The following is a 24,529-nucleotide window of genomic DNA, read 5'->3' on the forward strand; positions in this document are numbered from 1 at the left end:
CTTCGGGCGCCGAAGCGACGGAGTCATGCCCATGAATATCAAAACGCTGTTGCTCGCCAGCCTGCTGGTGACGCTTCCGGCTGCCGCCAATGCCCAGTCACAGAGCCAGACCCTGATCTTTGGCGGCACCATCTACAGCGGCGATCCGGCGAACCCTCACCCGGAGGCGGTCGGCATTGAAGGTAAAAAGATCGTGGCGGTCGGCAGCTATCAGGAGGTCAGCACCCGCCTCGGCAGCCACGCCAAGCGCCTTGATCTGCAAGGAAAGTATCTGATGCCGGGGCTTATCGACAGCCATGTTCACGCGGCATTTGCCGGCTTTCAGGGGATGACGGTTAACTTTCCCGATGCCATGAATGAGGTTGAGCAGCTGCAACAATTTCTGACCCGCAGCAAGGATGATCCCCACCTGACACTGGGGGATGTGCAGCTATACAGCAATGTCTCCCTCGACTACTGGCATCAGCTCTCCCTGCTCGATCAGGTGTTTAATAGCCCACAATACCAGCTGATCCCGGTGGTGCTGGCCGGTTCGGATGCCCACACCGGTTGGGCCAATCAGGCCATGCTGCGCAAGGCAGGCATTGATGCCAAGGCCCTTGCCGGCCGTTATGCCCAGCTGAAAGGCAATTTTGGCCTCACCCCATCCGGCCAGCTGAGTGGCTTTGCCTCGGAAGGCGGGTGGGATGCCATCCTCAAAGCCTTGCCACCCGTCAGCGACGAGACGATTGCCAGTGCCATCATGACCGCCGCCAAGCAGCTCAATCAGGTGGGCATCACCGCCTGGATGGACCCTATCAGCAACATTCGCCCCCTCGCGCCCATCTTCAACGCCGAGCCAGATCGCCGTGACACCGGCCTGCTGCCGGCGTACAGCATGCTATCCCGGGAAGGCAAGCTGACCGGCCATGTATCCGCGCTGGCACTGGTGGGGATCCATGCCTCGCCCGCCATCATTGATGACGTATTGGCGCTGCAGCAGCAGTTTCAAGATGCACCGGACGTCAAACTGGTGGGGATCAAGATCCTGCAAGATGGCGTCATCGAGTTTCCATCCCAGACCGCCAAGTTGAGCGAACCCTACCTCAACCGCCCCGGTTACAGCGGCAAAGACGATCTGGACAAGCAGCGTTTCAACGAGCTGATCCGCACCGCGGATGCTCATCAACTGATCGCTCATTTTCATGCCATCGGCGATCGGGCCGTCCGTGAATCCCTCGATGCCATCGCCTATGCCCGGGCCCACAATCAGGATCACCGCCTGCTACACAGCATCACCCATCTGGAGGTGGTGAGCCCGGCCAGTATTGCCCGCTTCAAACCGCTCAATGTGGCCGCGTCGATGCAACTGCTGTGGGCCGGGAAAAACGTAGCGACCACCATGCTGCTGGAGGGGAAAGTACCCCCGGCCCTGCTGGCCCGCCTCTATCCGGCAGGCAGCTTGCTGCAAAGCGGCGCCATTATCGCCGGTGCCAGTGACTGGCCGGTCTCCAGCCCCAGCCCTTTCCTCGCCATGTATACCGCGATCACCCGCCAGGGGGAGCTTGGCTTGCTGCCCCCCGCCAGCGAACAGATCAGCCGTCAGGCTATCTTGCAGGCGTATACCCTCAACGCCGCCAAGGTGATTGGGCAGGAGAAAGAGATTGGCTCCATCAGCGCAGGCAAGAGTGCTGACCTGATCTTGCTGGATCGCAATCTGGAGCAGGTGGCGAGCGAGCAGATCAAGGAGACCAAGGTGCTCTGGACCATGTTCAAGGGCAAGCAGGTCTATGTAGCCCGCTGACCCCGAGAAAACCAACAGGCCCGCATTGCGGGCCTGTTGGCGGGATTACGGCAAGCTTATGGCGTGCAGTGAGCAACCTATAACGACGAGATTAGCGGCTCGTTTCCGTCAAGTCCTTGTCAATCCAGTACTTGGAGCCAGAGATATTGGCATCGAGCAGCAAGCCCTTCTCGCCAATCTGGTAGATCGCCATGCCGCCATTGTATTTGGCGGTCAGCTCGGCGCTCTCCTTGCCAGCCACCACACCCACTTCCGAGGTGGCTTCCCAGCCTTGGGTCACGAAGGCATCGAATCTGGCCTTGTCTTCAAACAGGATCACCTGCTGATAGAACTTGCCGCCAATCCCGGCCGCCAGACCCGCACCAAACATCTTCATATAGGTGTGCTTGCCGTTTTTGCGATTGACCGCCACCCCGGCCCCCTGATTGGTATGCAGCATCAGGGAGAACTTGCGCGAATCGAACACCGCATAGCCATAAGCCTTGTCAAACAGCAACTTGGCTGATGGCTGCTCGTTGAACAACCGGATCAGCGCAGTGTCGGCCATGGTATTGAGCGCGACTCTCGCCTCTTTCGCCGTCTTGGGGTTGAGCATCTCGTTGAGCTCCTTGTCGGCGGCCTTCAGCCACTCCTTGCCGGTCGCGATACTCTTGTCGGTCCAGACCCCGGCGGTATTGAAGGCATCCTCACCCCAGGCCGAGATAGAGTCCCAGCTCTTCTTGGAAAAATCGCTGACGTCCTGCCACACCTCTTTGCCCGTTTCACTCACCGCGGCCCCCAGATCAGAGGCTGCAGCCTTGAGTTTTGCCCAATCGGCATAGCAGGGCGAAAATGCCAGACTCAGTGATAAGGCCAGCAGCCAGTTACGCTTTTTCATCTTCTTGCTCCCGTTCAGAGTGAGGGACCTTGTGACGCACCCGCGATCCGGCACATGGCTATGCGGCCGCCATCCGGGGTGCTTTTTATCCGGTTCATGTCTGCATTATCAGGAGGACCGGTGATCGAAGCAATCATTGAGTCCTTCACCACCCGATGCTGACGGCTGAGTTCCCCAGTAACAGTCATAAAAAAAGCTGCCCGCCAGTGGCGAGCAGCTTTGATAACACAGTAGATAGCAGCCGTTATTCGACCATCATCACCTTGCAGGTGTTGGTACTGCCCACGGTTTCCATCTTGTCACCGTGGGTCAGCAGCACCATGTCGCCACTCTGTACCAGGCCTTTGGCCTTGAGTACGTCCAGCGCGTCGCGGCACACTTCGTAGACCGGCTTGGTCTCGTCGCCGTCAAACATCACCGGGGTGACGCCACGGTAGAGGTTGGTCCAGGCCAGAGTCTTGTTGTGGGGAGACATGGCGAAGATCGGCAGACCGGAGCTGATACGGGACATCAGCAGCGGAGTGGTACCAGATTCGGTCAGCGCCACGATAGCCTTGACCCCTTCCAGGTGGTTGGCGGCATACATGGTCGACATAGCCAACGCCTCTTCCACCGAGGTGAAGGTATAGCTCATGCGGTGATTGGAAACGTTCAGGCTCGGGTGCTTCTCGGCACCGACACAGACGCTCGCCATGGAGGTGACTGTCTCGATAGGGAACTGACCAGCGGCGGTTTCAGCGGAGAGCATCACCGCATCGGTACCGTCCAGCACGGCGTTGGCAACGTCCATCACTTCGGCACGGGTCGGCAGCGGAGCATTGATCATCGACTCCATCATCTGGGTCGCAGTGATGACCACACGGTTCAGACGACGGGAATAACGGATCAGCTTTTTCTGCACGCCAACCAGCTCGGGGTCACCGATCTCGACCCCAAGGTCACCACGGGCGACCATAACGGCATCGGAACCGAGGATGATATCTTCCATCGCCTCATCGGTAGCGACGGTTTCAGCGCGCTCCACTTTAGCCACAATCTTGGCGTTAGAACCGGCTTCGCGGGCCAGCTCGCGAGCATAGCGCAAGTCATCGCCACAGCGAGGGAAGGAGACTGCCAGATAGTCCACGTTCATCAACGCAGCGGTCTTGATATCTTCTTTATCTTTCTCGGTCAGGGCTGGCGCGGAGAGACCACCGCCTTTTTTGTTGATGCCCTTGTTGTTGGAGAGCGGCCCGGCCACAGTCACTGTGGTATGAATACGGGAACCTTCAACCTGCTCGACTTTCAGCTGCACCCGACCATCGTCCAACAGCAGGATATCGCCGGCGATCACATCGTCGGGCAGACTCTTGTAGTCAATGCCGACCTGCTCCTGACACCCTTCGCCCTTACCAAGGGCTGCATCGAGAATGAATTTGTCACCGATAGCCAGATAGACCTTGCCATCCTTGAAGGTGGATACCCGAATTTTCGGGCCTTGCAGGTCACCCATGATGGCAACGTGGCGGCCAAGCTTGGCAGCAATCTCACGCACCTGGTTGGCACGCAGAATATGGTCTTCCGCAGTACCATGAGAGAAGTTCATCCGCACCATGTCGGCACCGGCAAGAATGATCCCCTCAAGGATCCCTTCGCGGTCGGTAGCCGGACCAAGTGTGGTAACAATTTTTGTACGTCTAGGCATGAAAAACTCCAATGTGAAGTGGATATAACTTGAGATTCTGCCCTATCGAGCCCATGGCTCGATGCACCCGTTTGCAAACCATCTGGGTGGTTTTTGTTATTAAATTACAATACTACACCACTGCGCGGGGCAGTGACAGCCGGGGGCTAACGCCCCCGCCGATTCAGGAAGAGTGCGGGGTTTCGAAGCGGGATTCGCGCAATCCCTCTTTCACTTTTTTCAGATTTTCGCGAAATTTCATCCCCCGGCGCAGGGTAAAACCGGTCGCCAGCACATCCACCAGCGCCAGCTGGGCGATGCGGGATGCCATCGGCATATAGACATCGGTATCTTCCGGCACATCCATGGAGAGCACCAGATTACACTCACGGGCCAGCGGGGAATCTTTGGCGGTCATGCCGATCACGGTGGCATCGTTCTCGCGTGCCAGCGCGGCGATCTCGACCAACGCTTTGGTGCGACCGGTGTGGGAGATCAGCACCACCACATCCCCTTCGCTACCGTTGATACAGCTCATCCGCATCATGACGATATCTTCAAAGCTCACCACGGGAATATTGAAGCGGAAAAATTTGTTCTGGGCATCGCGGGCAACGGCAGAAGAGGCCCCCAAACCGAAGAAGCTGATCTTCTTGGACTGGGTCAGGATATCGACGCAGCGGTTGATGGCGGAGATATCCAGGCTGTTCTTGGCCGCATCCAGACAGGCCATGGTGGATTCGAAGATCTTGGCGGTGTAGGTATCCGGGCCATCTTCCGCTTCCACATGACGATTAACATAAGGGGTGCCATTGGCCAGACTCTGGGCCAGATGGAGTTTGAAATCGGGAAAGCCTTTGGTATCGAGACGACGGCAAAAACGGTTGACGGTCGGTTCACTGACGTCGGCCATCTTGGCCAGGGTGGCGATGCTGGAGTGAATGGCCGTCTGGGGAGAGGCCAAGATCACCTCGGCAACCTTGCGTTCCGATTTACTGAAACTTTCCAAGTTGTTCGTAATTTTATCAAGGGTATTCATCATCACCACCAGGCGTTTTTGTAATTTAGCTTCAGTGTCTCTGCACTGAATCTACGACTAAGCATGCTGCCAATCAAGCTAAGGACTATACAAGACAAGCGGTTATCGCAACTAACACCTGCCATACAAAGTATGACTCATCTCTAATTATTTCGTACTTTTCGTTACAAAACGTCACCTCACCATGAAAACGCTTACAAATGTTGCAAAGCAACAACACTGTGAGCAGCCGCACGTTTGTGTCGATCCAGCGAGTTAGCGCAGCCCAAGCTCGGATAGAATATACAGTCACCCTCTAACAATAATCTCGGGATGCAACGGTCGTCCCAACCCTGTAACGAAGGAGTAGTTATGCAGCATACCCACGCGCTGGTCGGCGATGTCGGCGGAACCAATGCACGCCTGGCTCTGTGTGAGCTGGCCACCGGTACTATCTCGCAAGCCAAGACTTACTCTGGTCTGGCCCATCCCAGCCTTGAAGCCGTGGTACGCCTCTATCTGGACGAACACCACGCACAGGTGAGCGAAGCCTGCATCGCCATCGCCTGCCCCATCAACGGTGACTGGGTCGCCATGACCAACCACAGCTGGGAATTTTCTATCAGCGAGATGCAGGGTAATCTGGGGCTGGAGCGCCTGCAGGTGATCAATGACTTTACTGCCGTCTCCATGGCGGTGCCGGTACTGGCAGCAACGGATCGTATCCAACTGGGCGGCTCGGCACCGGTCTCTGGCAAACCTATCGCCATCTATGGCGCGGGCACCGGCCTTGGGGTCGCTCATCTGGTGAGGGCGGGCGAGCAGTGGTTGAGCCTGCCGGGTGAGGGTGGCCATGTCGATTTCGCCGCCAACACCGAAGAGGAAGATGCGGTGCTGCAGGTGATGCGGAGCGAATTGGGCCATGTCTCGGCCGAGCGACTGCTATCCGGGCCTGGTCTGGTCAACATCTATCGTGGGCTGGTGAAATCCGATGGCCGTGAGCCTGAACCGTTCGCCCCCAAAGATATCACCGAGCGCGCACTGAGTGGCGAATGTCTGGATTGCCGTCGCACCTTGAGTCTGTTCTGTGTGTTGATGGGGCGCTTCGCCGGTAACTTGGCCCTCAACATGGGCACCTTTGGTGGCATCTATATTGCTGGCGGCATAGTCCCGCGCTTTCAGGAGTTTTTCATCAGCTCGGGTTTTCGAGTGGCCTTTGAAGACAAGGGACGCTTCAAATCCTACCTCAAAGATATCCCGGTATTCCTGATCACGCACGAAGGGCCGGGGCTGCTCGGTGCTGGTGCTTATCTGCGCCAGTCGATGGGGATCTCTATCTGATTAACCTGTGGTACGAGGCGGGATCATCGCTGGTTCAGCCTCGATTCAGTGTGAATGGCATAAAGTAGCTGCACGTAACCAAGAGGGTTGTACTTCACAAGGAGTGGAAAGCGACTCTCATCCGCTGGATACGTTTGTCACCTGACAAGCCTGAACTGTTTCAACCGGCCTTTTGGCCGGTTTTTTTTATCTTCAATTCCGCAGTTACTGTGCCAGCGCCTTCAATTGTGACTTATCGGGGGGATTGTTCCAATCGATGGGGCCGTGGGTAAAACGGTACTGCAAGCGCGGCAAACTGATCTCCAGCCACTCTTCCCGAAAATAGGCAAAACCCTGATCCCAATCAGGATCATTGGCCCAGCCGGTTTGCAAAAAGTGCAGCCGGGTCCCCTGCCCTTCAGGCACAAAGTGCAAGCAGACATGGGTTTTCTGCAAGCGAATATGGGGGAAGGTGGGCGGAAAATTCCAACTGAAGCTGAGTAAATCATAAGGCATCACCGCCATGACCCGGCACCCTTCACTGCCCCGTTCGCCCAGCGGGGCATCGGGCCTGAAGTAGATCTCGAATGGGCCATTCGGTTCGGCCACCATCAAACACTCGGGAGCCAGAAAACTGCGCAGACCGCTTTCTGTCGTCCAGGCATGCCAGACATCGTCTATGTGTGCCGGCACAAAAATATTGCCTTCAATCTGTTTATTGTCCATAAATCAGCGATCCTCAAGCCATCCATACAAGAGCTTCCGGCAGTATAGCCCCATGCCAAATATAATGGACAGTGGTTAATCACACCCTTGTCACTTACATCAAGTTGACGTGTCACTGTGCAATAACATCAGCTAACAATCACTGAACCCGGGAGGTCATCATGATCAGACTCATGGTAGAACAGGATATTCCCCAGCTGGCCCAGCTGTTTTTAAAGATCCGGCGACAAACCTTTCACTGGGTCGAACCCGCTCAATTTCAGCTTGATGATTTTGCAAAGCAGACCGAAGGCGAACGAGTCTGGGTAGCCGAGCATGGGGCAAACATCTGTGGCTTTATTGCCATCTGGCAGCCTGACAACTTCGTCCATCATCTGTATGTTTCAAGCGACTGGCATGGTCAGGGGATCGGGCGAGCGCTGCTCGATCACGGGTTGGCTGATACCGCTAAACCCGGCTCGCTCAAGGTCGCGACCCTTAATACCGCAGCATTGGCTTTTTATCATCGCCTCGGCTGGATAAGCAGCGATGAGACCGGTCACTGTGACGTCACCGGTCCCTGGTGCAAGTTGATCAGAAACTAGCGGGTCGCCCAGCGCCTGCACTTTGCGACTGAACAGGCACCAGCGGTGCCGGGGGGAAGAACCAGCGGTAGAGATCGAACCAGCCATCTCGCTGGGCAATCACGACCTCATGCACCGGATCACGCTGGAAGATCGCCACCTTGTTTTCGGTCAGCGGCACCCAGGCATAGTTGACCAACGCATATTGCGACTGGATCAGGTTGTACTCATTGAGATAGGAGTCATCGTTACCCGACTCGTGCAGCTGGGTACGACTGTCGATGAGGTAAACAAGCTGGTTGAAGAAGGTAAATTGAAAGCCGGTCACCCGCCACTTCTCCTTGGTCGCCTCCTCCTCTTCAATCACGGTGATTTTTCCCCAGCGACACACCCCGTGATAGTTGACCCCGTTGGCCGACATTTTCAGATCGTAATGACAGCCCAGACTGTTGATAAACATCCCGACCATAAACAGCAGCACGACAAGCAGTGGCAACAGCAGCAAGGTATTTTTCAGCGTTCGTTTCATCAGACATCCCTTACAGCGTTTTTTCGAGCTCTTCATAGGCGAGCACACGCACTTTGTGGCCGGAGACCAGCACCAGCGATGCAGGCTTGACCGTCGGCACTTCGCTCTTGGCTTCCATCTGACAAACGACGCCCGTCGGCGAATCAGCACAGCGCACATGTAGCCACTCAAAATTCAGATAACCGACAGCAAACAACACCAGCACAACTAGAGCCAGATTGATGTAAATCAGCCCCCTGGCCAACAGCGGCCGACCAATGCAGCTTAACAATGCAAGCTTGAGACGCTGCCCTATCGAACGGGAAGTGACAGAGGAAATCTCGCCAGTGACCTCATTGACGGGCTGAAGCGATAGCATTGCTTCTGTGGGCGTCAAAACAGGTGGTTCGTTCTCGGCAACAGGCTCGGAGTGTGGAATCGCCTCGATGGGTGCCAGCTTGCCGTAATAGGTTTTCACCTTGCAGTTGAGATGCAAGGCGTAGCCTTTTTTCGGAGTGCTTCTGATATCCAACGTCTGAGGGGATGATGCGAAGTGGCGGCGAATATTGGCGATAGCCACGTTAAGTGAGTTGGGGCTGATGGGGCGGCCCAACCAGCCAATATCGAGCAGCAGATCCTTGTCGCACACTTCGTCATGGTGATCGAGCAGATAGCTGAAAATGAGGCTCTCAGCCGATGACAAGCGCACCACCCTGGCGCTTTGCACCTTGTCCTTGTCGGCACCAAAAATCAGCTCTCGTCTTTTGACATCAAAGACATAATCACCAAAGTGGTAGGCAGATACACTATTGCCTGCCGTCATACCAGCCACCTATTATCTGCATCATCATGAAAAAGGGGATCCCACGCCTGATAATGCCAATGACGACTCAGGGCTTGCTGAAATTAGGCGAAATTCTAATAGGTCAGGATCCACGGCACAATAGATGAGCATTAGCATCGCCAGAGAAAATAGCCCCATGCGTCCAGCATGGTCGTACTGCGCGGCTCCACGCTGAATATCCCTGCTTATAGCGAAGATCTATGATGCCCCAATGGACAACAACATATCCAATGGGGCTGATATGACAGGATCTTAAACCCGAAACTGCTTGAGTAGACCATCAAGCTGGGCCGATAGTTGACGCAGGTCGCTACTGGCTTCGGCAACTTGTGCCACTCGCGCTGCGCTCTCGCTATTGAGTGTGGCAATGCGGTTGACGCTGTGGCTTACGCCTTCTGCCACCGAATGCTGCTCTTCCGATGCCTGGGCAATGTAGATATTCATCTCGCGGATCAAACTAACCTGACTTTTTATCTTCTCCACCGAGTTCTGCACATCTGCCGCCTCGATACCCGCACGGGATGCTTTCTCCTGACTTTGCTGCATGCCCACACCGACATTCTGGGTGGCCTGTTGCAATCGCTTGATGCTGGCACTGATCTCTTCTGTTGACTGACGAGTGCGCCCCGACAGGGTACGAACTTCATCGGCCACCACCGCAAAACCCCGGCCCTGATCCCCTGCTCTGGCCGCCTCAATGGCGGCATTGAGGGCCAGCAGGTTGGTCTGTTCGGCAATCCCGTTGATCACCTCAATGATATTGCCAATGCTGCTGCTCTCGGTCGAGAGGGAGCGCATCAAGATGGCCACCCGTTCCACTTCACCCACTAATTGATGAATGGCCTCATTGGCATGCCCCGCCAGATTGTAGCCCTGCTCCACATAGAGATTGGCCTCATCTGTCGCGGTGGCAGTCCTCCCCGCATTACCCGCAACCTCCTGCACCGCTTGGCTCATCTCGGTAATGGCAGTGGCGACCTGATCCAGCTCGGATTGCTGGGCGTCACTGCCAACACGAGTATCTGCCGAGAGGACGTCACAGCGTTCGGCGTTTTGCAGCACCCCGGCAGAAAACTCATTAATCTCCGCCACCATCTCCTGCAACTTGGCAATGAAGAGGTTGATGTTGGTGGCCAGCGCCCCCATTTCATCCTGACGGCGGATCTTCAGACGTCTGGTCAGGTCCCCTTCCCCTTTGGCCAGATCGAACACCGCCTGATTCATCTGATGGAGTGGCCTCAGCACATTGCGGTGAATTAGCACCATCAGCAGCACAATGATGCAAAGATCGAGCACCACGATTTGCCAGACGGTGGTGATCAACTGCTGACGCAAGTGGGCCTGAATAGCAGCATCACTGGTTTGCACCAACAATCTGGCCACTGTGTTTTTCTGACCGCTGTCGTCATAGACCAGATCGTAACCACCGTAGGCAGCGGTATCGGCAGGAATGGCAGTCACGGGGGCAATGGTACCCGCTGTGTCACGGGCAAACCCGGCTACCAGCTTCTCCTTGTTGACCACCAGCAGCGCACTGAGGATATCGGCCGCCAGCTCGGACTTGAGCGATGCCTCGATGAAGGCCGACTCATAATTCCACAGCGGGCCGGGCAGGGAGAGCTGCAGCCGACCGATGGCCTGTTCGACCAGCACGCTCTGTTTGCTGTAGCTCTCCGCCCTGGCAGCGCTGTAGTTGTAGCCACCAAACAACACCAGTAGCAGACTCACCGACAGAGAGGTCAACACGGCGATCCTGAACGTCAGACTTTTCCAATCCATGGTTTCCTCCCGGTTTACGGCAGCCGGAGCAGTGCCATTTACTGGCACTTGTTACAGATACTGTTACTGGTACTTGGCATTGATCTTGTCGATGGTGCCATCCGCTTTCATGGCGGCCAGGATCTCGTTGAGCTTGGTGATCAGCTCATCCGGCGTCTCCTTGTTAAACGCCAAACTCATCTGGGTTTCCTTGAACACAAACACTGACTTGGGGTTGGCAACCTTCTCCTTGGTGGCCAGATAGGGGGCCAGATATTGACCTGTCGCCCACAAGTCGATACGACCCGCTTCCAGTTTTTTCACGTTGGCGGTGTCATTGGCGGCCAGCTGCAACTTGGTGAAACCCTGCGCCTTGAGGTACTCGGCAGCTGCATCGCCGTTATAGCCCCCCACCGAATACTGCTTGGCATCTTCGAGTGACGTCACCGCAATATTGGCCGTCGCGCTGGAGAAAAAGACCCAGTTGTTATTAACCAGCGGCCCGACCCACTTGAACAGCGCTTCCCGCTCAGGAGTGCGCGTTGTTGAATAGAGCGCCGTGTTGGGGGTGCTGAGGGTATCTTCATAAGCCCGCTTCCAGGGCATCAGCGTCAGTTTGTATTCAACCTCAGCGCGCTTGAGCAGTTCTTCAACCACTTCGGTGGATAGCCCGACAATCTTGCCACCCTCCCCCTGCATGTTGAATGGAGGATAATCCTCCGTCATCACATTCAATGGCACAGCCTGAGCCGCACTCATCGTCATCACGGTAGAGACTGAAAAAATTGCACTTTTCCACAGCTGTTGATAGTTCATTGCAACCTCGCCTTGCTTGCCATTCATCCCTGAACACCCACCCCTGTTGGCTGGCGGTGCACTCCTGACCCGATACGGGTCATGCCGGCTTTCACGGCTCGCCGCTCACCCGATGTGCAGCAGCAAACAAATTCCGATTTCGCCAGCACGCGATTAAGCGCAACCGGCAAGACAGGCTCACGGTCAAAGAGAGGGGGAACAGGCCAAAGTAAGATGAAAAAATGCTGGATGGGGGCGGATAAGACCGATGACGTGCAACAGCGCCGTGGCAAAAGAGAGGCGCATCGATACATGGCGACGGCTTGGAAGAAAAATGATCGAAAACACCAACATCCATTTTATCATCCTGCTCAAGACAACCTCAGAGCCATACCTGCTCTTTAGCTAAGGTCACGAAAACAGATACGTCAAATGACAAAGCTAAACCGCTCATCCATCACCGGACTGCGGTGTGGCAATGGGATTTCGCTGCAGGATCCAGCCAAAAAAGGAGGCCACCCCAAGGTGGCCTCTTGCAGATCAACAGCCTGTGTAATGCCGGGACTTAATCCTTGGCGGCTTCCGTCACTTCCTCTTCAGAGTGAGCAGGCAGGATCAGATTGAGCAGGATGGCCGCCACTGATGCCAGACCGACACCGGCCAATGCGAAGTCACCGATCTTCATCTCCAGCGCACCCACACCAACCGTCAGCGTCACACCCACGATAGCGATGTTACGCGACAGCCCCATATCAACTTTGGACTCCACCAACGTCTTGAGACCGATAGCAGCAATGGATCCGAACAGCAGCAGCATGATACCGCCCATCACTGGCATCGGAATGGAGGTAAGCAGTGCATTGAACTTGCCGAAAAACGCCAGAATGATGGCGAATACGGCCGCCCAGGTCATGGTCACCGGGTTGAAGTTACGAGTAATCATCACAGCACCGGTCACTTCGGCGTAGGTGGTCACGGGTGGGCCACCGATGAAACCGGCAAAGCAGACGCCGATACCGTCACCGGCCAGAGTGCGGTGCAGACCCGGATTCTTGGTGTAATCCTGACCCGTCACCCCACCGATGGCCAGCACGCCACCGATATGCTCGATACACGGGGCGATGGCTACCGGCAGCATAAACAGGGCTGCAGCCCAGTTGATCTCCGGGGTTTCAAAGTGAGGCAGCGCTAACCAGGGGGTAGTGACCATCCCCTCAAAGCTCACCAGCCCCATAAATATTGCCGAGATATAGCCGACTACCACACCACTGAGGATCGGGATGAGCTTGATCCAACCTTTGCAGAACACGGCAGCGATCAGGGTCACCGCCAGTGAAATCCCCGCCAGAGTCAGCGCTGCACCGGCCGGAATAACTTGCTCGGCACCCGCACGCCCCATCGCCATGTTGCAGGCAACCTGCGCCACGGAGAGGCCAATTACCATGATCACCGGGCCGATGACGACCGGCGGCAACAACTTATGGACAAAACCCATCCCTTTTACCCGGATCAGCGCAGCCAGAATGAAATACATGAAACCGGCGGCAAACAGGCCAAACATGGTGGATGGCAATCCCCAAGTCTGGGTGGCGTAGATGATGGGGGCGATGAAGGCAAAGCTGGAACCGAGGAAAATCGGGACTTGGCGACGAGTGCAGAGCTGGAACAACAAGGTTCCCACACCAGCGCCAAGCAGGGCCATGGAGGGGTTCAATCCGGTGAGCAGGGGCACCAGAACCATGGCGCCGAACGCAACAAACAGGATTTGCAGCCCGGCGACACTTTGCTTGACTAAGGAAAACATGGATGTCCTTAATTTTTTGATAACTGACAGGGATATTTGACACTTTTCAGTTATCACAAGACTTTTTCAAGGCACAGAATGAACACAAAAGCGCCACTTGTTACCTTTTACTGCTTGGGGAGGGCATGAAACTGGCTTTTTAGGCGGGATTCGTTGCTACAAGCATCGAGTATGCGATTTTACGCATTATTGTGGCGAACGCCAATCGTTTTTCCATCATGTTTATTGTGTTCATGCTCAAAAATGCCACCATCAGAGGGCGCTCTATAATGGATCCTGTGAATCAAGATGGACAAGGAGTCCCCATGTCACAGCCCCCATTCAAGGCCAGCCAGCGCAGACTACTGATCGGCTCGGCTATCGCACTCGCCCTGTTTGCGAACCCGTTCAGTTATGATTTCACCCACAATGAGTGGCAAATGAATCAGGCCTATGCCAAGTCCTGCTTTATCGCCGGCACCCGCATCACGATGGCAGATGGTTCCATCCGCCCCATAGAGACGCTGCGGGCCGGTGAACAGGTGCTGGATCAGCATGGCGGCAGCAACCGGATCCTGGCGGTCGAACAGGTAATACTGGGCAAACGCAGACTCTACGGGATCAACCATCTGGCCCCATTCTTTACTGCAGAGCATCCTCTGCTGACCACTCGCGGCTGGGCGGCCATCGCACCTGCCATGACCCGAACCGAAAACCCGCAGCTGACGGTGCTACCGCTATTTACCGGCATGCAGATAGTGTGTCGCCCGGCACCTGGCATGGTGACGGGCAATCTGGCCCTGCAACCCCAACCGGAATTACTGCTGGTTGAATCACTCTGCTGGATCGAGGCTCCCCCAACCACTGCGCTCTTCAATCTGCTGCTCGATGGCAGCCACAGCTATATCGCCAATGAGCTGATCGTTCACAACAAAGATGGCGACGGGGGTGGCGGCAGCGATAGCGGCGGAGGCAGCGATAGCGGCGGAGGCAGCGATAGCGGCGGAGGCAGCGATGATAGTGGCGGCCAGAGCGAGCATGCTGGCGGTGAGCAACATGGTGGTGGTGAACAACACGCAGGGGGCGATGACCATGGCGGCCGCGGGTTTGGCAATGGCATTGATGACAACGGCGTGGATGCCGTCGATGCCAATGGCAACAAACTCAGGGGTGATGGCACGGTCGATGATCGCCAACAAGTGCTTACCGATGAGCAGGAGCGGGCTCTGCTCAACAACGGTTTTCGCCAACAGGGGCAACCATGATGCGCAATCTGTTACCACTCCTCCTGCTCGGCCTCACCGGCTGCGCCACGGTCGACACCCAGCCGCTTTACCATCAGATGGATAAAGCAGATGTTCAACTGGCCAATCAGGCCCTCGCCAAGGCGCTGGAAACCCGCGCCAAAGGGCAGAGCCTCACCTGGTTCAATCCGGCCAACCGTCACTCGGGTAGCGTCACGCCGCTGCGTACCTTCCGCCATACCAGCGGGGAGTGGTGCCGCGACTATCGCGAGCAACTCTATATCGGTAAGGCCAGCCAGCAGTGGCAGGATACCGCCTGCCGCAATCAGGACGGTCGCTGGCGGCCCTTGCGCACTTAGCGCATGCAACGGGGGATAAAACAAAAGGGGGTAGCAGCGCTACCCCCTTGTCATCTTTACCAACCCGTTATCCGGGCAGTGGATCCGCGGTTATACCCGACGATAAGGCAGATAAACCGGCTCCCACATGTGGTTGAGGATATGCTGCTGCAGATCCTGACCGATCAGTGGATGGGAGGGATCTCGCCGCACTATGTCTTTCAGCACAGCAGTCGCCACATGCACCGAGATGCTGCGCAGCTCGCGAATACGCGGATAGACGGCACCCTTCGCCAAGTCCACCTCACTGACACACTCGGCCAACGCAAAGGCGGCGGTGGTGAAGATATCGGGGCTTAACTCGCGAAGCTGACTGACAATGGCTGCCAAACCCACCCCGGGGAAGATAAAGACGTTGTTGCCCTGCCCGACCCGGAAATCCTGCCCCTCGTAGCTCACGTCCTTGAACGGGCTGCCGGTGGCAACGATGGCCTTGCCCTGACTCCAGCGGTAAATATCCTCCGGCAGCGCTTCACAGTTGGCGGTCGGGTTGGAGAGCGGGAACACCATGGGGCGCTCGCAATGCTGCTGCAGCAACTGGACGTGCTCTTCCTGGAAGGCACCGCCCGAGCCGCTGGTACCCAGCAGCACAGTGATGGGCACATGGCGCAGCACGTCGGCCAGATTGGCCTTGCCGGGCACCTCGGTATCCCAGCCCGCCAGCAGCAGCCCCGGTTTAGCGTAACGGCGCTTGTACTCGTCGAGCCCTTCCCGGTTGTCACACACCAGCCCTTGGGTATCCAGAATGTAGATGCGATCCCGTGCCGCCTGCGGATCCATCCCTTCGCGGATCATCCCCGCGCAGATCTGATCCGCCACCCCGACCCCGCCAGCACCGGCGCCATAGACCAGATAGTTCTGCTGGCCGAGGGTTTCCCCCTTGACCTTGACCGCGCCTATGATACCGGCCAGCACCACGGCACCAGTACCCTGAATGTCATCGTTGAATGACGGCAGCGCCTGCTGGTAGCGGGCCAGATTGTTGAAGGCGTTGGATTTGCTGAAGTCTTCCCACTGCAGTACGGCATTGGGGAAGTGGCGCTTGACCCCGGCGACAAACTTGTCGATGAAGTCGTCGTACTCCTTGCCACGAATGCGCTTGTGGGGCTGACCCAGATACATGGGATCATCGAGCAGTTTCTGGTTGTCGGTGCCCACATCCAGCGCGATGGGCAGACAGCAGGCGGGGTGAATACCGGCCCCCAAGGTATAGAGAGAGAGTTTGCCGATAGGAATACCCATGCCGCCCACCCCCTGATCGCCAATCCCCAGGATCCCCTGGCTGTCGGTCACTACTATGATGCGGATCGATTTGGCATCGATATGACGGGCCAGCGAATCCATGTCTTCGACATTTTTCGGGGTGATATAGAGGCCGCGCGGCTTCTGGAAACGGTGGCTGAACTCCTGACACGCCTTGCCGACGGTCGGGGTGTAAATATAAGGAGTCATCTCCTCCACATGGCGGGAGAGCAAGGCATAGAAGAGAGTTTCGTTGCGATCCTGCAGAGCACGCAGGTTCTGGTACTTCTCGATGTCGCTGCTCGCGCTCTTGAACCCTTCATAAACCCGTTCGAGCTGGGCTTCAAACGTTTGTACCTGAGGCGGCAACAAGCCATCGAGCTCGAAATCGGCACGTTCCTGTTCGGTGAAGGCAGTGCCCTTGTTAAGATTGCGATCATTCAGCAGGTTTGTACCTGTCAGTGCAACGGGGCGAAAATCCTGTCCCTGTGCATCTTTCCACAGCAGATATTGTCCGGTAGCCATAGTCATTCTCTTTGATTTACGTGAAGTTGCCATTCGGCAGGAGAGTAAGACTCATAATGAAATCAATCATATGACGTTTATTCGATCGGTTTTGTGAGCTTGGGCATACCCTGCGGCCAAAATAGGCCCCCAGCGACCCCGGCGAGACAAATATCCACAGCAAGGAATAAGACTCATGTTAGCATTGCTGGCAACCCAGCCACCCTTCACAGCATCACAGCCGGGAGTGACCCTGATGCCCTCGACTCTGCCAGCCTGCGCCCCCCTCTTCTTGCCATGCGCCTGATCCCGCTGCTTGCTCTGTGGCTGTTTCTGACCTGCCAATCGGCACTGGCCGCACCGGGCCGGGTGCTCAACATCATCGTCGGCGAGTGGCCTCCTTTTGTTTCTGAACAGTCGAAACAGCACGGCCCGGTGGCCCATCTCATCGTCGATCTGTTCAAGGCGGCGGGCTATGAGGTGAAGTTCCACTTCGCCCCCTGGGGCCGAGTCTATTCGCTGGCGGCCAACAGCCAGCTCTATGACGCCACCGCCGTCTGGATGCACAAACCGGAACGGAAGCAGGATTTTCTGTTCAGCGAAGCGGTGCTGCAGGAGCAGTTTGTCTTCTTCTCACTCAAAGCACGACAGCTGCAGGCCGAGCGCCTTGAGCAGATCGTCGGCATGCGGTTGGGGGGCGATATCGCCTACAGCTACGGGCCAGAACTGGACAAGATGGTGGCTGACGGCAAGGTGACCCAGCAGAAGGTCACCGACGTGAAACAGAATTTCGGCAAGCTGCTGCGGGGGCGGATCGACCTCTATCCGCAAGAGCTGCGGGTCGGTCTGGCCGAGCTGCAGAGCCAGCTTGATCCCACCAGCGCAACCCTCATCACCCACAGCCAGACCCCTTTTCTACGCAACGACAGCTTCGTGATGTTCCCGCGCAAGATGCCGGATTCGGCCAAATTGCGGGATCAGTTCAATCAGCAATTGCAGCAGGCCATCGCCAGCGGGCGCTATCAGACTTACTTCGAACGACTGGCCCGGGGCGACTATTGATCGTCTTGATGAACGTATTGAGGTAAACGCGAGGGAAAAACAACAGCGGTGGCCCCCTGTAACAGCCACCGCCGTGATGCTTGTCAGCAGCAGGCATTAACCGCTGATGCCCACCTCCAGCTTGAACGGCGTCTTGGCCTTGCTGCTTTCGTCCGCCCCCATCTGGTAGACACGAATGGTGTAGGTGCCCTTGGCGGGCAGGGTTGTCTCAAAGTTGTTCCCTTCGGTGGAGCCGATAAAGATCGCCTCCCCCTTGCTGCCTGGCGGCAGAATATTGAAATAGGGCTTGCCGGTCAGGATCACCACCATGCTCTGGCCCTTGTTGGCCGTCAGCTTGTAATCGAGGGTTTGGCTACCCTGAATGGTGCCGTTGATGGTCGCCCCAGACTCCCCCTTCTTGAACTGCACCTGCTGGGTCTTGATCCCGTCAGCCGCCTGCACAGACCAGGCCGATATCCCGCCCAGCAACCCGACCGACCATACCGCTGCCAATAACGCTTTGTTCATCTTCACACACCTCTCCGTTGAAACTATGTCCGTGTACTGTCGCTCGCCTACTATTGCACATTTTACGTGCACCGCTGGCGCACAAAAACTCGTTTGAATCACTCTCTCCCCCTATTTGTAAACCGATAAAGGGGATGAACAACTATGCTGAAGATTGGACCCATAGCACGGAACTGCACTGCGGTATGCCAAACAGCAACACCATGAGCAACATACTGATCGTCGATGACATGGCCTCCAATCGCTATATCCTGCGCAGCCTGCTCGAAGAGGCTGGTTATCAGGTGCGCGAAGCGACAGATGGCCAGCAGGCCGTTGATGCCGCAACGCAGGCCACGCCCGATCTGATCCTGATGGACATCAATATGCCGGTGATGGATGGCTACGAAGCGTGTCGGCGGATCCAGCAACAACAGGGGCAATGGGCCCTGCCCATCATCTTTATCAGTGCAAACAGTGAAGTCAGCGCCCTTGAGCAAGCCTTTCAGGCCGGTGGCTGTGACTATGTTTCCAAGCCATTTCATCAGCTCGAAGTGCTGGCTCGGGTGCAAAACCAGCTACGCCTCAAGGAGCTGGGGCGCCAGCAGGCTAGAGTGCAACTCTACCAAAGCCTGTTCCAGCTCACCGCCGGGATTGCCCATGAGATAAATACCCCGCTGGGAGTTGGCATTACCGCCTCCAGCCTGATTCAGGGCGCTGGCGACCTGCTGGCCAACGCGGTAAAAAGCGGCGTGCTGGGTCAACGCCTGCTCCATCAGCAACTCACCGATATCAAAGAGGGAACCGAGCTGGTTGAATCCAGCCTGCGCCGGGTTGCAGTGCTGGTCACCCGTTTCAAGGAGCTGACCCGGGATCAGACCGAGCTGGATGCCAATACCTTTTCAGTGCAGGAGAGTCTGCAGCAGCTGCTGCAGGCCTTCTCCCCAGAACTGCAGATCGCCAAGGTCAGTTACCATCTGGACGGCAACAAGGTCACCATAACTGCCCCCGAATCCCTGTTTCTGGATCTGGTCCAGGAGCTGATCAAAAACAGTCTGGATCACGCCTTTCAGGGGGCCGGGGAGCACAGTTTCACCATCCATATCGAACAGCATGAGGGCTCACTGCTGCTCACCTACAAAGATTCCGGCCCCGGCATGCCCGCCGACAAGTTGCCACGGCTGTTTGAACCCTTCTTCACCACCCTGCGCGGCAACGCCAATCACTGCGGATTGAGCGCCTGCCGGATCCACAATCTGGTCGAGAACAACCTGCGCGGCTCGGTCAATGTCACCAGCCCACCGGGTGAAGGGCTCTGCTACGAGATCCGCCTCCCGCTCAAACCGGCGGGCTGACACATCAAGCAGAGCGAGTGAACAACAGAGGAAATGACACAACAACAAGGGGCGCCTCAGCGCCCCTTCCCTTTATGTTTTCCGTGCCATCGACGGTCAGCTTGACTTACCCGCCTTCGGCTCATCGAGGGTGTGTTTTACCTCTTCATACCAGAGGTCGTGGTGCTCCTTGGCCCAGGTCTCGTCCACCTCGCCGGTCACCATCCCCTCCAGCGCCCCTTCCAGTTGGAACAGACCCATGTAGATATGGAAGATAAAGCCGCAAATGAGGATCAGCGCCCCGACGATATGGATAAAGCTGGCCCACTCCATCTGGCGGCGCAACTGGCCGAAGATGGGGAAGTCGAGGAACAGTCCGGTCGCCACCACTATGCCGCCAAACCAGATCAGCAGCCAGAAGATCGCCTTCTCGCCGCCGTTGGAGAAGCCCGCCGAGGGGTGACTGCCCTTGTGGGGCCCCAGCATGCCACCCGCCTTCATGAACCACTTCACATCCACCATGTTGACGATGTTGTGGCGGAACCACTTGATGAGCACCCCCATCAGGCAGAGGAAGAACAGCGGTCCCACGTAGTTGTGGAACACCTTGGCGAACCAGATCCAGTTCTCCCACACCCCGAGGCTCACCACCGGCTTGATGAAGTACTTGCCATAGATGATGGCCAGCCCCGACCCGGAAAGGGTCAGGAACATGCCCGCCGTGGTCCAGTGCAGCGCCCGATCCAGTCTGCTCCAGCGCTTGAGCTTGCGCCCGGTGCGCGGCTTGGAGAGCTTGGTCTGCCCCACGACCAGGTACATCAGGCCACACATGGCGAGCGACCCGAAAATGGCGATGGCGCCGAGCGGCGACACCCACTTGGTCTTCACCTCGAACCAGAGCTGCCCCGGCACCGAGATCAGCACCCCGTGCTCCGGTGAGCGGGAGGTGGTCACCCCCTCCTGCCCATCCTTCACCGCCCGCCAGTAATCGGCGCCGGCAAAGCCGACCGCCTCTTTTTCGGCATCGGCGAAACTTGCGGTACTCACCAGCAGCAGGGCAGCAAACAGGGCCATTAGCCAGGTTTTCATGCCGCCCCTCCCTTGCCCGCCTTGCTGGCATCATGGAACAGCTCATCGCCATTGCCCCAGGCCGCCTCCTTGGCACCGCGATAGGCAACCCGCTCGCGGAAGATATCGGAGATAACCTGTGCATCCCCCGCCAGCAGCGCCTTGGTGGAGCAGAGCTCGGCACACATTGGCAGCTTGCCCTCGGCGATGCGGTTGGCTCCGTACTTCTGGCGCTCCGCTTCGCTGTGATCCTCTTCCGGGCCACCGGCGCAGAAGGTGCACTTGTCCATCTTGCCCCGATCGCCGAAGGCCGCGGTTTTCGGGAACTGGGGGGCACCGAACGGGCAGGCGAACAGGCAGTAACCACAACCGATGCAGAGATCCTTGTTGTGCAGCACTATGCCGTCGTCGGTGTGATAGAAGCAGTCAGCCGGGCAGACCGCCATGCAGGGAGCGTCGGTGCAGTGCATGCAGGCGACCGAGATGGAGGTCTCCCCCGGCAGGCCGTCGTTGAGGGTCACCACCCGGCGGCGCTGGATGCCCCACTCGAGGGCATCGTCGTTCTCGTTCTTGCACGCCGTCACACAGCCGTTGCACTCGATGCAGCGCTTGGTGTCACACATGAATTTCATTCTGGCCATGGGGTCAGGCTCCTACTTTGCGAAAACGGCACAGGGTGACCTTGGTCTCCTGCATCTGGGTTACAGGGTCATAACCATAGGTAGTGACTATGTTGACCGACTCCCCCAGCACATAAGGGTCAGACCCTTCCGGATATTTGGATCGCAGATCCTTGCCCTCGAAGTGGCCGCCGAAGTGAAATGGCATAAAGGCCAGCCCCGGCTTGACCCGCGGGGTGACCAGCGCCTTGACTTTGACCCGGCCCCCTTCCGGCCCCTCGACCCACACATCCTGACCGTCGCGCACACCGACATCGTTGGCATCCGCCGGGTTCATCTCGACGAACATCTCCTGCTGCAACTCGGCGAGCCAGGGGTTGGAGCGGGTCTCGTCGCCGCCCCCCTCGTACTCCACCAAACGGCCGGAGGTGAGGATGATCGGAAACTCCTTGCTGACGTCCTTCTCCTGCACCGAGGCGTACTGGGTCGGCAGGCGCCACAGGCTCTTCGAATCAGGCCAGGTGGCGTAGTCGGCCAGCAGATCCCGGCGCGGGGTGTAGAGCGGCTCGCGGTGCTTTGGCACCTGATCCGGGAAGGTCCACACCACGCAGCGCGCCTTGGCGTTGCCGTAGGGGACGAAGCCGTGCTTGATGGCGACCCGCTGGATGCCGCCGGAGAGATCTGTCTTCCAGTTCTTGCCCTCGGCCTCTTTCTTCTCGGCCTCGGTCAGCTCATCCCACCAGCCAAGCTGCTTCATCAGGTCGGCAGTGATCTCGGGATAGCCGTCTTCCACTTCGCTCCCTTTCGGCCAGGAGTCTTCGGCCAGCAGCGAGACGCCCTGATACTCGATACCGAAACGGGCGCGGAAACCACCGCCCCCTTCCGAGACCGGAATGCTGGTGTCGTAGAGAATGTGGCTGCCGGGGTGTTTCATCTCTGGAGTGCCCCAGCAGGGCCACGGCAGACCATACACTTCACCGCTGACCGGGCCGCCCTCGGCTTTGAGGTTGGTCTTGTGGAAGGTGTGCCAATTCTGCTGATGCGCCTTGAGCCGCTCCGGGCTCTGACCGGTGTAGCCCACGCTCCACATGCCGCGGTTGTATTCGCGGGTAATGTCTTCCAAGAGCGGCTGGTTGTTCTCCACCTTGATGTGCTTGAACAGCTGGTCGGCAAAACCGAGCTTTTTGCTCATCAGATACATGATCTCGTGGTCGACCTTGGATTCGAACAGGGGTTCTATCACCTTGTCGCGCCACTGCATGGAGCGGTTGGTGGCGGTGACGGAACCATAGGTCTCGAACTGGGTGGTGGCTGGCAGCAGATAAACGCCGTCGGTGCGATCGTTCATCACCGAGGCGACGGTGGGATACGGGTCGACAATCACCATCATGTCGAGCTTTTGCATCGCCTTTTTCATCTCGGGGCCGCGAGTCTGGGAGTTGACCGCATGGCCCCAGTAGAACATGGCGCGGATGTTGGAGCCCTGCTCGATGAGATCGGCGTTCTCCAGCACGCCATCCACCCAACGGGAGACCGGAATGCCGTTGTTGTTCATCGGCAGCTTGCCGCTGTAGGCCTTGTTGTCAAAACGGGCCTTGATCCACTCGTAATCGACATCCCACACCCGGGCCCAATGCTTCCAGGAGCCCTCTTCCAGCCCGTAGTAACCGGGCAAGGAGTCGGAGGTGACGCCAAAGTCGGTGGCACCCTGCACGTTGTCGTGACCACGGAAGATGTTGGTGCCCGCCCCGCTCTTGCCCACGTTGCCAAGGGCCAGTTCGAGGATGCAGTAAGCGCGGGTGTTGTTGTTGCCGGTGGTGTGCTGAGTGCCGCCCATGCACCAGACCACGCAGCCGGGGCGGTTGTCGGCCAGCAGCTTGGCGGCATCGTGCACTTGCTGTTCGTTAAGGCCGGTTACCCGCTCCACTTCGGCCGGGGTCCAGCGCGCCACCTCTTTTTGCACCTCGTCCATGCCATAGACGCGGGTGCGGATGAACTCTTTGTCTTCCCAGCCGTTCTTGAAGATGTGCCAGAGCATGCCCCAGATAAAGGCGACGTCGGTGCCCGGACGCAGGGAGAGGTACATGTCCGCCTTGGCGGCGGTGCGGGTGCGGCGCGGGTCGACTACCAGGATCTTGCAGCCGTTGCGCTCTTTCGCCAGCAGGATGTGCTGCATGGCGACCGGGTGGGCCTCCGCCGGGTTGGAGCCGATAAACATGATCGACTTGCTGTTGTGCATGTCGTTCAGGCTGTTGGTCATGGCGCCGTAGCCCCAGGTGTTGGCAACCCCGGCAACCGTGGTGGAGTGGCAGATGCGCGCCTGGTGATCCACGTTGTTGGTGCCCCACAGGGAGGCCATCTTGCGAAACAGGTAGGCCTGCTCGTTGGAGTGCTTGGCGGAGCCGAGCCAGTAGACGCTGTCGGGGCCGGACTCCTTGCGCAGGCGCAGCACCTCATTGCCCACCTCTTCGATGGCCTGATCCCAGCTGATGCGCTGCCACTTGCCGCCCACCAGCTTCATCGGGTACTTGAGGCGACGCTCGCCGTGGCCGTGCTCACGCAGGGCCGCCCCCTTGGCGCAGTGACCGCCGAGGTTGAAGGGGTGATCGAAAGCTGGCTCCTGACCGGTCCAGACACCGTTCTGCACCTCTGCATAGACGCCGCAGCCCACCGAACAGTGGGAGCAGATGGTGCGCTTCACCTCGACCGGCACGTCAGCAGCTACTGTTTTGGCCTCGGCCCGCTGCATCATGGCAGGGGCCAGCCAACCGGCAGCTACAGCGCCACCGGCCACCAAACCGGAGTTGACCATAAAGGCGCGACGGGTCAGCCCCTGACCGCGAATGGCCTCATTGCCCTGCTCGCCCGCCTGGGGCTGCTCGGCACGTTTTGTCAGTTTCATAAGTTATCCTTCGCTATGTTCGGCACTGATC

At 57.6% G+C, this 24,529-nt stretch carries 21 protein-coding genes; 7 read left to right on the forward strand and 14 right to left on the reverse strand.

From position 1 onward, the window contains the following. Positions 1-31: 31 nt before the first annotated feature. Positions 32-1,783, forward strand: a complete 1,752-nt coding sequence (locus tag CF137_RS05085) for an amidohydrolase (protein ID WP_139718246.1) — start codon at positions 32-34, stop codon at positions 1,781-1,783. 91 nt (positions 1,784-1,874) lie between these two features. Here CF137_RS05085 and befA read toward each other — a convergent pair whose 3' ends face one another. The 3 genes from befA to CF137_RS05100 form a co-directional block, all read right to left on the reverse strand. Beyond that, a complete protein-coding gene (gene befA / locus CF137_RS05090; RefSeq protein ID WP_101319315.1) occupies positions 1,875-2,660 on the reverse strand; it encodes a beta cell expansion factor BefA in 786 nt (261 codons plus the stop codon). A 244-nt stretch (positions 2,661-2,904) separates the two neighbouring features. Then, positions 2,905-4,344 (reverse strand): pyruvate kinase, encoded by a 1,440-nt coding sequence (gene pyk, locus CF137_RS05095; protein WP_042020263.1) that lies wholly within the window; start codon positions 4,342-4,344, stop codon positions 2,905-2,907. 163 nt (positions 4,345-4,507) lie between these two features. After that, the gene (locus CF137_RS05100) at positions 4,508-5,362 is read right to left on the reverse strand and encodes a MurR/RpiR family transcriptional regulator (RefSeq protein ID WP_172954099.1); all 855 of its coding nucleotides are present in this window, start codon (positions 5,360-5,362) and stop codon (positions 4,508-4,510) included. Positions 5,363-5,674: 312 nt separating this feature from the next. On the opposite strand from CF137_RS05100, the gene glk reads away from it, so the two are divergent. Next, a complete protein-coding gene (glk, locus tag CF137_RS05105) occupies positions 5,675-6,682 on the forward strand; it encodes a glucokinase (protein ID WP_139718247.1) in 1,008 nt (335 codons plus the stop codon). A 204-nt stretch (positions 6,683-6,886) separates the two neighbouring features. On the opposite strand, the gene CF137_RS05110 is transcribed toward glk, so the two are convergent. Then, on the reverse strand, positions 6,887-7,387 hold the full coding sequence (locus CF137_RS05110) for an SRPBCC family protein (RefSeq protein WP_101319312.1): 501 nt from the start codon (positions 7,385-7,387) through the stop codon (positions 6,887-6,889). Positions 7,388-7,548: 161 nt separating this feature from the next. Between CF137_RS05110 and CF137_RS05115 the strand changes: the two genes are divergently transcribed. After that, positions 7,549-7,971: a GNAT family N-acetyltransferase gene (locus tag CF137_RS05115; protein WP_139718248.1), complete on the forward strand. Its 423-nt coding sequence runs from the start codon at positions 7,549-7,551 to the stop codon at positions 7,969-7,971. Here the strand turns inward: CF137_RS05115 and CF137_RS05120 are convergent. The 5 genes from CF137_RS05120 to CF137_RS05140 all read right to left on the reverse strand — a co-directional run bounded on the left by CF137_RS05120 (position 7,961) and on the right by CF137_RS05140 (position 13,659). Continuing rightward, positions 7,961-8,479: a hypothetical protein gene (locus CF137_RS05120; protein WP_139718249.1), complete on the reverse strand. Its 519-nt coding sequence runs from the start codon at positions 8,477-8,479 to the stop codon at positions 7,961-7,963. The two genes, CF137_RS05115 and CF137_RS05120, sit on opposite strands and share 11 nt — an antisense overlap. A 10-nt stretch (positions 8,480-8,489) precedes the next feature. Further along, positions 8,490-9,281 (reverse strand): winged helix-turn-helix domain-containing protein, encoded by a 792-nt coding sequence (locus tag CF137_RS05125; RefSeq protein WP_240038513.1) that lies wholly within the window; start codon positions 9,279-9,281, stop codon positions 8,490-8,492. A 273-nt stretch (positions 9,282-9,554) separates the two neighbouring features. Continuing rightward, the gene (locus CF137_RS05130) at positions 9,555-11,081 is read right to left on the reverse strand and encodes a methyl-accepting chemotaxis protein (protein ID WP_139718251.1); all 1,527 of its coding nucleotides are present in this window, start codon (positions 11,079-11,081) and stop codon (positions 9,555-9,557) included. A gap of 63 nt (positions 11,082-11,144) precedes the next feature. Beyond that, entirely contained in the window at positions 11,145-11,876 is a 732-nt protein-coding gene (locus CF137_RS05135) for a substrate-binding periplasmic protein (protein ID WP_101324010.1), read from the reverse strand. A gap of 544 nt (positions 11,877-12,420) precedes the next feature. Then, positions 12,421-13,659 (reverse strand): uracil-xanthine permease family protein, encoded by a 1,239-nt coding sequence (locus tag CF137_RS05140; RefSeq protein WP_101319302.1) that lies wholly within the window; start codon positions 13,657-13,659, stop codon positions 12,421-12,423. Positions 13,660-13,964: 305 nt separating this feature from the next. On the opposite strand from CF137_RS05140, the gene CF137_RS05145 reads away from it, so the two are divergent. Together CF137_RS05145 and CF137_RS05150 are read left to right on the forward strand one after the other, a co-directional pair. Then, positions 13,965-14,903, forward strand: coding sequence for a Hint domain-containing protein (locus CF137_RS05145; RefSeq protein WP_139718253.1), 939 nt, complete (start codon positions 13,965-13,967; stop codon positions 14,901-14,903). Beyond that, on the forward strand, positions 14,900-15,241 hold the full coding sequence (locus CF137_RS05150; RefSeq protein WP_139718254.1) for an RT0821/Lpp0805 family surface protein: 342 nt from the start codon (positions 14,900-14,902) through the stop codon (positions 15,239-15,241). The genes CF137_RS05145 and CF137_RS05150 overlap by 4 nt, the downstream gene beginning before the upstream one ends. A gap of 90 nt (positions 15,242-15,331) precedes the next feature. Here CF137_RS05150 and CF137_RS05155 read toward each other — a convergent pair whose 3' ends face one another. Next, positions 15,332-17,047 carry an NAD-dependent malic enzyme gene (locus CF137_RS05155; RefSeq protein WP_139718255.1) on the reverse strand — a complete coding sequence of 572 codons (1,716 nt, stop codon included), beginning with the start codon at positions 17,045-17,047 and terminating at the stop codon, positions 15,332-15,334. Between the two features lie 276 nt (positions 17,048-17,323). Between CF137_RS05155 and CF137_RS05160 the strand changes: the two genes are divergently transcribed. Continuing rightward, positions 17,324-18,088 (forward strand): substrate-binding periplasmic protein, encoded by a 765-nt coding sequence (locus tag CF137_RS05160; protein ID WP_139718256.1) that lies wholly within the window; start codon positions 17,324-17,326, stop codon positions 18,086-18,088. A 96-nt stretch (positions 18,089-18,184) separates the two neighbouring features. Here the strand turns inward: CF137_RS05160 and CF137_RS05165 are convergent, their stop codons facing one another. Continuing rightward, positions 18,185-18,595, reverse strand: a complete 411-nt coding sequence (locus CF137_RS05165) for a DNA breaking-rejoining protein (protein WP_139718257.1) — start codon at positions 18,593-18,595, stop codon at positions 18,185-18,187. 203 nt (positions 18,596-18,798) lie between these two features. Here CF137_RS05165 and CF137_RS05170 point away from each other — a divergent pair, with 203 nt between their 5' ends. After that, on the forward strand, positions 18,799-19,929 hold the full coding sequence (locus CF137_RS05170; protein WP_139718258.1) for a hybrid sensor histidine kinase/response regulator: 1,131 nt from the start codon (positions 18,799-18,801) through the stop codon (positions 19,927-19,929). 96 nt (positions 19,930-20,025) lie between these two features. On the opposite strand, the gene CF137_RS05175 is transcribed toward CF137_RS05170, so the two are convergent. Genes CF137_RS05175 through CF137_RS05185 form a run of 3 tightly spaced genes read right to left on the reverse strand, consistent with a single transcriptional unit; the run spans position 20,026 to position 24,498 of the window. Then, entirely contained in the window at positions 20,026-20,997 is a 972-nt protein-coding gene (locus CF137_RS05175; protein ID WP_139692324.1) for a formate dehydrogenase subunit gamma, read from the reverse strand. After that, positions 20,994-21,617: a formate dehydrogenase FDH3 subunit beta gene (gene fdh3B / locus CF137_RS05180; RefSeq protein WP_139692323.1), complete on the reverse strand. Its 624-nt coding sequence runs from the start codon at positions 21,615-21,617 to the stop codon at positions 20,994-20,996. The genes CF137_RS05175 and fdh3B overlap by 4 nt, the downstream gene beginning before the upstream one ends. Before the next feature lie 4 nt (positions 21,618-21,621). Continuing rightward, on the reverse strand, positions 21,622-24,498 hold the full coding sequence (locus CF137_RS05185; protein ID WP_139718259.1) for a formate dehydrogenase subunit alpha: 2,877 nt from the start codon (positions 24,496-24,498) through the stop codon (positions 21,622-21,624). Positions 24,499-24,529 lie beyond the last annotated feature (31 nt).

The organism is Aeromonas sobria (assembly GCF_006243315.1).
In the GTDB taxonomy this organism is placed as follows: domain Bacteria; phylum Pseudomonadota; class Gammaproteobacteria; order Enterobacterales; family Aeromonadaceae; genus Aeromonas; species Aeromonas sobria_A.

Bases quoted from the DNA above. Each gene is read 5' to 3' on its own strand.
- CF137_RS05085 (WP_139718246.1), top strand. From the start codon at position 32: ATGAATATCAAAACGCTGTTGCTCGCCAGCCTGCTGGTGACGCTTCCG.
- befA (WP_101319315.1), bottom strand. From the start codon at position 2,660: ATGAAAAAGCGTAACTGGCTGCTGGCCTTATCACTGAGTCTGGCATTT.
- pyk (WP_042020263.1), bottom strand. From the start codon at position 4,344: ATGCCTAGACGTACAAAAATTGTTACCACACTTGGTCCGGCTACCGAC.
- CF137_RS05100 (WP_172954099.1), bottom strand. From the start codon at position 5,362: ATGAATACCCTTGATAAAATTACGAACAACTTGGAAAGTTTCAGTAAA.
- glk (WP_139718247.1), top strand. From the start codon at position 5,675: ATGCAACGGTCGTCCCAACCCTGTAACGAAGGAGTAGTTATGCAGCAT.
- CF137_RS05110 (WP_101319312.1), bottom strand. From the start codon at position 7,387: ATGGACAATAAACAGATTGAAGGCAATATTTTTGTGCCGGCACACATA.
- CF137_RS05115 (WP_139718248.1), top strand. From the start codon at position 7,549: ATGATCAGACTCATGGTAGAACAGGATATTCCCCAGCTGGCCCAGCTG.
- CF137_RS05120 (WP_139718249.1), bottom strand. From the start codon at position 8,479: ATGAAACGAACGCTGAAAAATACCTTGCTGCTGTTGCCACTGCTTGTC.
- CF137_RS05125 (WP_240038513.1), bottom strand. From the start codon at position 9,281: ATGACGGCAGGCAATAGTGTATCTGCCTACCACTTTGGTGATTATGTC.
- CF137_RS05130 (WP_139718251.1), bottom strand. From the start codon at position 11,081: ATGGATTGGAAAAGTCTGACGTTCAGGATCGCCGTGTTGACCTCTCTG.
- CF137_RS05135 (WP_101324010.1), bottom strand. From the start codon at position 11,876: ATGAACTATCAACAGCTGTGGAAAAGTGCAATTTTTTCAGTCTCTACC.
- CF137_RS05140 (WP_101319302.1), bottom strand. From the start codon at position 13,659: ATGTTTTCCTTAGTCAAGCAAAGTGTCGCCGGGCTGCAAATCCTGTTT.
- CF137_RS05145 (WP_139718253.1), top strand. From the start codon at position 13,965: ATGTCACAGCCCCCATTCAAGGCCAGCCAGCGCAGACTACTGATCGGC.
- CF137_RS05150 (WP_139718254.1), top strand. From the start codon at position 14,900: ATGATGCGCAATCTGTTACCACTCCTCCTGCTCGGCCTCACCGGCTGC.
- CF137_RS05155 (WP_139718255.1), bottom strand. From the start codon at position 17,047: ATGGCTACCGGACAATATCTGCTGTGGAAAGATGCACAGGGACAGGAT.
- CF137_RS05160 (WP_139718256.1), top strand. From the start codon at position 17,324: ATGCGCCTGATCCCGCTGCTTGCTCTGTGGCTGTTTCTGACCTGCCAA.
- CF137_RS05165 (WP_139718257.1), bottom strand. From the start codon at position 18,595: ATGAACAAAGCGTTATTGGCAGCGGTATGGTCGGTCGGGTTGCTGGGC.
- CF137_RS05170 (WP_139718258.1), top strand. From the start codon at position 18,799: ATGAGCAACATACTGATCGTCGATGACATGGCCTCCAATCGCTATATC.
- CF137_RS05175 (WP_139692324.1), bottom strand. From the start codon at position 20,997: ATGAAAACCTGGCTAATGGCCCTGTTTGCTGCCCTGCTGCTGGTGAGT.
- fdh3B (WP_139692323.1), bottom strand. From the start codon at position 21,617: ATGGCCAGAATGAAATTCATGTGTGACACCAAGCGCTGCATCGAGTGC.
- CF137_RS05185 (WP_139718259.1), bottom strand. From the start codon at position 24,498: ATGAAACTGACAAAACGTGCCGAGCAGCCCCAGGCGGGCGAGCAGGGC.